At 63.9% G+C, this 5,549-nt stretch carries 7 protein-coding genes; all 7 read right to left on the minus strand.

Annotated elements, in window-relative coordinates; translation table 11 throughout:
• Positions 1 to 177 precede the first annotated feature (177 nt).
• Entirely contained in the window at positions 178 to 477 is a 300-nt protein-coding gene (locus JOZ76_RS21925; protein WP_291701779.1) for a copper-binding protein, read from the minus strand.
• 115 nt (positions 478 to 592) lie between these two features.
• On the minus strand, positions 593 to 1,204 hold the full coding sequence (locus JOZ76_RS21930) for a hypothetical protein (protein WP_441300071.1): 612 nt from the start codon (positions 1,202 to 1,204) through the stop codon (positions 593 to 595).
• Entirely contained in the window at positions 1,201 to 2,049 is an 849-nt protein-coding gene (locus tag JOZ76_RS21935; RefSeq protein ID WP_291701781.1) for an ABC transporter permease, read from the minus strand. The genes JOZ76_RS21930 and JOZ76_RS21935 overlap by 4 nt, the downstream gene beginning before the upstream one ends.
• Positions 2,046 to 2,870, minus strand: coding sequence for an ABC transporter ATP-binding protein (locus tag JOZ76_RS21940; RefSeq protein WP_291701783.1), 825 nt, complete (start codon positions 2,868 to 2,870; stop codon positions 2,046 to 2,048). The genes JOZ76_RS21935 and JOZ76_RS21940 overlap by 4 nt, the downstream gene beginning before the upstream one ends.
• Positions 2,867 to 3,835, minus strand: coding sequence for a YVTN family beta-propeller repeat protein (locus JOZ76_RS21945; protein WP_441300072.1), 969 nt, complete (start codon positions 3,833 to 3,835; stop codon positions 2,867 to 2,869). The genes JOZ76_RS21940 and JOZ76_RS21945 overlap by 4 nt, the downstream gene beginning before the upstream one ends.
• Before the next feature lie 17 nt (positions 3,836 to 3,852).
• On the minus strand, positions 3,853 to 5,034 hold the full coding sequence (locus JOZ76_RS21950) for an ABC transporter substrate-binding protein (RefSeq protein WP_291701787.1): 1,182 nt from the start codon (positions 5,032 to 5,034) through the stop codon (positions 3,853 to 3,855).
• 320 nt (positions 5,035 to 5,354) lie between these two features.
• Positions 5,355 to 5,549 (minus strand): alpha/beta hydrolase-fold protein (locus JOZ76_RS21955; RefSeq protein WP_291701789.1); only part of this gene is annotated, 195 nt, incomplete at its 5' end.

A 5,549-nucleotide genomic window follows, 5' to 3' on the forward strand; every position in this document is an offset into this window, starting at 1 on the left:
GGAGGGAACGGACGGCTGGGCCCGCGCCAACCTGCCGCTCGCTGAGTCGCAGCCGGAGCCGAGACCGGACGGCGAGCAATAGACTCTGGTCTCAATGGATGCAGGCGCCGATCTTTCCAGTTCGTCATGGCCGGGCAAAAGCGCGAAGCGCGTCTTCGCGCAGATGTGTGGTGACCGCTACTGCTTCTGCAGCTTAGTGATGGTCTTGGCGTCGTCTCCGATGGCGTAGGTCACCCGGTCGCCAGCATGCACGCTCTCGAGCGCGCCCTGATCCTGGACCTTGAATTCGGTGGCGCCGCCCGTGTTCGCCCCGACGGTGCCGTTCTGAATTTGCTGGATCGCGACCGTGCCGTTCAGCCGGTCGATTTTGGTAATCATGCCTGACATGCTTTGTTCGGCGGAAGCCGCCGACATCAACAGGGTCGCGGCCCCAAGACCTGTCAAAAAGCCTGCCCACACGATCTTCGCTGCTTTCATCGCGGCCTCCCCCGATTCGAGGTTGTCTACGTCAAGCTCTGGAGGATGATTTCAGTTCCGCGGGAACGCAAGATGTCCGGCACACAGATTTGTGATGCGTGCGGGATCGCAGTCTCTACTCGATCTCCTGCTGGATGATACGGCCGAGCGCGAACAGGCGCTGGTCGATCGCGGTCGGCACCTCGCAGACGAACTTGACCACGCGCCGGCGGTCCTCGAAGATGCGCGTCTCCCAGAGCAAGGTATTGGAAAGCTCGTCGAGCTTTTGCTGATCGGGTGTCGTTTCGCCCTGCAGTCCCTGCAGCGCGATGGTATCGGCGCGGATCTTGTCGGCGGCCTCGCGCTGCTTGCGCGTGACGCGCTCGAGACCATTCATGACCTGGAAGCGCTGCGCATTGAGCGTATCGAACAGGCCCGCGAACAGCAGCTTGCCCGCCATGCTCTTGTCGGACGAGGCGGCCAGGAAGTCGGTAATGCTCTTCTCGGCCTCGTCGAGCGGGGTTTTGCGTGCGGCAAGCTTGGTCACGAGCGCGCTGATCTTGGCGTCATCCTTCCATTTCGCCGACGCGTCATCGAGCGGCGGGCCGGCCCACACCGCGGCCAGCGATATTTCCGGCACCTTGGCCTGGGTGCATGGCCAGTCGGGATAACGCGGGTCCGCAGCAAAACACTGCGCCGACGATGCGGCCAGCGCGCACAGTGCCGCGACCGTCATTCGCCAGTTCATGTTTCGCCTCCCGCGGGGCCGCGTCGGCTGAAGCCCCGCGACGGATCGTAGGCATAGATCGCGCCGATCATGAACACCAATGTGCAGCCGACGACGACCGCGAGCGAGACCCAGTTCATCTTGCCATAGAGCGCGAAGCGGACCAGCTCCACCGCATGCGTGAACGGGTTGAAGTCGCAGACATAATAGAGCATCGGGCTGCCCTCCTGCACGCGCCAGAGCGGGTAGAGCGCCGATGAGGCAAAGAACATCGGGAAGATCACGAAGTTCATCACGCCGGCGAAGTTTTCCAGCTGCTTGATCCCGGATGAGATCAGCATGCCGAGCGCGCCGAGCATCAACCCCGACAGGACCAGCGCGGGCAACACCGTGAGATAGCCGATCGGCGGCGGCGCGATGTCCCAGAACCAGGCGATCAGCAGGAAGGCGTAGACCTGGAGCAGCGACACCGCGGTGCCCGCGAGCAGCTTGCAGAACAACAGATACCAGCGCGGCAGCGGGCTGACGAGCAGCGTGCGCATGTTGCCCATCTCGCGGTCATAGACCATCGAGAGCGACGACTGCATGCCGTTGAAGAGCTGGATCATGGCCATCAGCCCCGGCGCGATATAGACCTCGTAGAGGATGTAGGTCTCATAGGGCGGGATGATCGAGATGCCCAGCACCTGGCGAAAACCCGCGGCAAAGATGAACAGCCATACCAGGGGCCGCACCAGCGCCGAGACGAAGCGCTCGCGCTGATGCAGGAAGCGCAGGGCTTCCCGCCATACGATGCCGTTCAGGCAGGTCAGATATTCGCCGAACGAAAAGCCTGATTGCGCAGGTCCCGCGGTGGTGACGCTCATGGCGCGGCACTCCGGGATCTTTCCGTCGCCACAGTCAGTGTCGCGAATGCGCCGTTGACATCCACCGCGCCGGCATCGGCGACGACGCGCGCGACCTCCCCGCGCGCCAGCACGCGCCCCTCATGCAGCACCACGAGGTCGTCGGTGGCTAAGATCTCGTCGAACAGATGCGTCGCCCACAACACGCCGATGCCCTGTTCGGAGACGAGGTCCCTGACGTGACGCAGGATGTCGGCGCGCGCCTTGACGTCAAGCCCCACCGTCGCCTCGTCGAGCAAGAGCAGGCGCGGCCGGTGCAGCAGCGCGCGCGCAATCTCGAGCCGTCGCATCTGCCCGCCGGAGAGATCGCGCACCTTGCTGCCGGCGCGGTCGGAGAGTGCAATACGCGCGAGCACCTCGCGGCTGCGCGCGTCCGCCTCGCGCCGGGCGATGCCATGAAGGGCAGCGTGATAGAGCAGGTTTTGCCGGACCGAGAGATCGAGGTCGAGCGTGCGCGGCTGGAACACGACGCCGAGCAGCCGCAACGCTTCGCTCGGTGCGGCGCCAATGTCGTGGCCGAAGATCGAGATATGTCCCCTCTGGATGCCGAACAGTCGCGTCACCAGCGAGAAAAGCGTGCTCTTGCCGGCGCCGTTCAGGCCCAGCAGGGCGGTGAAACTGGCCGGCGCGACGGCAAAGCTCACATCGATCAGCGCGCGCCGCGCCCCATAGGCATGGTTCACCCCCTCGATCGACAGCGCCGGCGTCTGCGCATGCTCCGCCTGTTGCGGGCAGGAAGCCGGCGGCGTCGGAGCGATCGTGGGCGTGGCGGTCTCTGTCATGGCTGCATCGCAATGCCCCAGGGCAGCTCGCCGACCTGAATGGTCTTGATGACCTTCTGGGCGGCGACATCGATCACCGAGACGTCGTTGGAGAGGCCGTTGGTCGAGAGCAGGTATTTGCCATCCGGCGTGAACGCCATGTGCCAGACCCGCTGGCCGACCAGGAGATATTTTGTCACCGCGTGGCTCGCACCGTCGACCACCGCGATGCGGTTGGCGGGACCAAGCGCGACGAAAACGGTCTTGCCGTCCCTGGTCATGTTGATGCCGACCGGCTGGATCGCCTCCTTGCGCAGGCCCGGGATCGCAAACTCGATCTTGCCCGTCACGGCATGCTTTTGCGGATCAATGATCGACACCGTGCCGCCGATCTCGGAGGACACCCACAACTCGGAGCCGTCCGGCTTGAATGCGGCGAAACGCGGCCGCGAGTCGACCAGCACGCTGGCGACGACCTGGCGCGAGCTCGTATCGATGAAATGCGCCATGTTGGTGGTTTCGGACGTGTTGATCAAAACCCTGTCGTCCGGGCTGATCGCCATGCCCTCGGGCTCGACGCCCACCTGGATGTCGCCGAGCCTCGCCCGCTTCTCCAGGTCGATCACCGTCACCGTGTTGTCGTTCTCGTTGGCGACGTAAAGCACCTTGCCCGTGGTGTCCTGCGTGAACAGTTCCGGGTCGGGTCCGGAGGGCAGGGTGTCAGTCACCTGCTGGGTCTTGGTATCGATCACCTGAATGGTATCGTCGTCGCCGACCGCGACCATCACGAACTTGCCGTCGCGCGTGTACTCGATGCCGCGCGGCCGCTGCCCGACCTTGATGGTGTTGGTCACGGTCCAGCTGTCGGTGTCGATGACGGAGACCGTGTTGCCCTTCTCATTCGACACATAGGCGACATAGGCACGCGCGGGCACCGCCGAGAGGAGCCCGAGTGCAAGTCCGGAAAGCAGGTAGCGACGCCACATGCGCGCGTTCTCCGTCATCAATGCAGCTTGCATTTGGTTTCCGGGCGATCGACGCCGAGCGTATCGAGTTCCGACGCCTGATGCAAAAAGCCCTCCTGCGGCGAAACCGAGACCACCATGCGTCCGTCGACCAGCAGGATCGGCTGGCGAAGCTGCAGATTCCAGTCGCGCAGTGTCAGCCGCGTGCCCTTAAACGCGGCAACCGAGAAATCAGGTCCTCTGAGGAAGCCGAAAATCGCTTTTGGATCGTCGGAGCTGGTGCGCGAGGCGGCCTCGCCGATCATCCGCGCGGCGGTCCAGGCCTGCATGTCGAGCGCGGTCATGTGCCGCGCGTTCAGTTTCAGAAAGCGGTTCTGCAACTGGGTCGCGCCCCATTGATCCTGCGACGCGTCCCAGCTCTTCGGCTCGAGGCCCGCCGAGCCGGCGACTGGCCGCGGGTCCCAGGTCCTGTAGGGCAGATAGTTCGCAAACACCTCGCTCTCGTCGGCGGCAACCAGGACGTCGTAGGCCGGGGCCTGCTGCGTGAACACCGGGATCTGGCGCTGGATCAGCGCGACGCCGCTGTCGGTGCGACGCGCGCCGCCGGTGTCCTCGAAAGTGCGCTCGTCGACGATCTTTGCGCCGAACCGCGTTGCTGTGCGCTTCAGCGCCGCGGCAAACAGCCTGTCATTGTCATGCGAGCCGGTCACCAGCAGCCAGCGCTTCCATTGCTTCCACACCAGGTACTGCCCGAGGGCGTCGGCAAGCATCGAGCGGGTCGGCGCGACATGAATGACGTCGGCGCGGCAATCCTCCTCGCGCAGGCGGTCGTCGGTCGCGCCGACGTTGAAGATCACGGTTCCGCGATCGCGCAGCGCATCGGCCGCCTTGAGCAGCACGTCGGCGGGCAGATCGGCGATGATGAAGCCGTTGCGCTCGGCGAGCGTCGTCGCCGCCTTGGCCGCATCGTCCCCCGCCTTCAGGCGCAGTTCCTCCAGCGTGAAATGCTGGTTCAGGAATTTGCCTGTCGTGTTGTTGTCGTCGATGGCGAGCTGGGCACCGGCGACACCGTCACTCTCGGCCGGCTGCTCCACCAATGATAGTGTCGATTTGGCGCCGGCAAGACGCAGATAGCCGATGTGGATCTCGATCGGATCGGCCGCGAAGGCATGGCTCGCCACGGCGGTCAAGCCGATCGCACCGATCAACCATCGGATCATGTCCTCTCCCAAAACTTTCTTTTTTCAGTCGCGCCGCGGTCATCGGGGCGCGCTTACTTTGCGAGCATGACCAATTCATACGCGCTTGCAACCCCACTTTTGTCGGTATGTGCGTTGCTTTTGACAACTCGTCATGCCCGGCCTTGCCGCCTTCGCTCAAGAGCTTCGGCGCGCCGAGCTGCCGTGCCGGGTCGAAGCCAAAGGCGTAGACCGGTGCTGGGCATCCACCTCTTTCTTTCCTTATTTCGTCAGAGACATGGATGGCCGGGACAAGCCCGGCCAGGACGACAGGGGAGTGCCTTGAAGCGATAGGCGCAAACTCAGCCCTTGAGGCGCGCCGCGTGCCAGGCGAGATGATCGCTCATGAAGGTGGAGATGAAATAATAGCTGTGGTCGTAGCCTTGTTGCCGGCGCAGGGTGAGCGGAATTTTTGCGGTCTCGCAAGCTGCCTGCAGCAGTTCCGGTTTGAGTTGTTCGGTCAGAAACTGGTCGGCATCGCCATAGTCGACGAGAAG

Origin of the sequence: Bradyrhizobium sp., from assembly GCF_019244115.1 — a bacterium.
GTDB lineage: Bacteria > Pseudomonadota > Alphaproteobacteria > Rhizobiales > Xanthobacteraceae > Bradyrhizobium.

What these genes read in the sequence shown, in the direction of transcription:
- JOZ76_RS21935 (WP_291701781.1), bottom strand. Translation starts at nt 2,049, where the DNA reads ATGAGCGTCACCACCGCGGGACCTGCGCAATCAGGCTTTTCGTTCGGC.
- JOZ76_RS21950 (WP_291701787.1), bottom strand. Translation starts at nt 5,034, where the DNA reads ATGATCCGATGGTTGATCGGTGCGATCGGCTTGACCGCCGTGGCGAGC.
- JOZ76_RS21940 (WP_291701783.1), bottom strand. Translation starts at nt 2,870, where the DNA reads ATGACAGAGACCGCCACGCCCACGATCGCTCCGACGCCGCCGGCTTCC.
- JOZ76_RS21930 (WP_441300071.1), bottom strand. Translation starts at nt 1,204, where the DNA reads ATGAACTGGCGAATGACGGTCGCGGCACTGTGCGCGCTGGCCGCATCG.
- JOZ76_RS21925 (WP_291701779.1), bottom strand. Translation starts at nt 477, where the DNA reads ATGAAAGCAGCGAAGATCGTGTGGGCAGGCTTTTTGACAGGTCTTGGG.
- JOZ76_RS21945 (WP_441300072.1), bottom strand. Translation starts at nt 3,835, where the DNA reads ATGTGGCGTCGCTACCTGCTTTCCGGACTTGCACTCGGGCTCCTCTCG.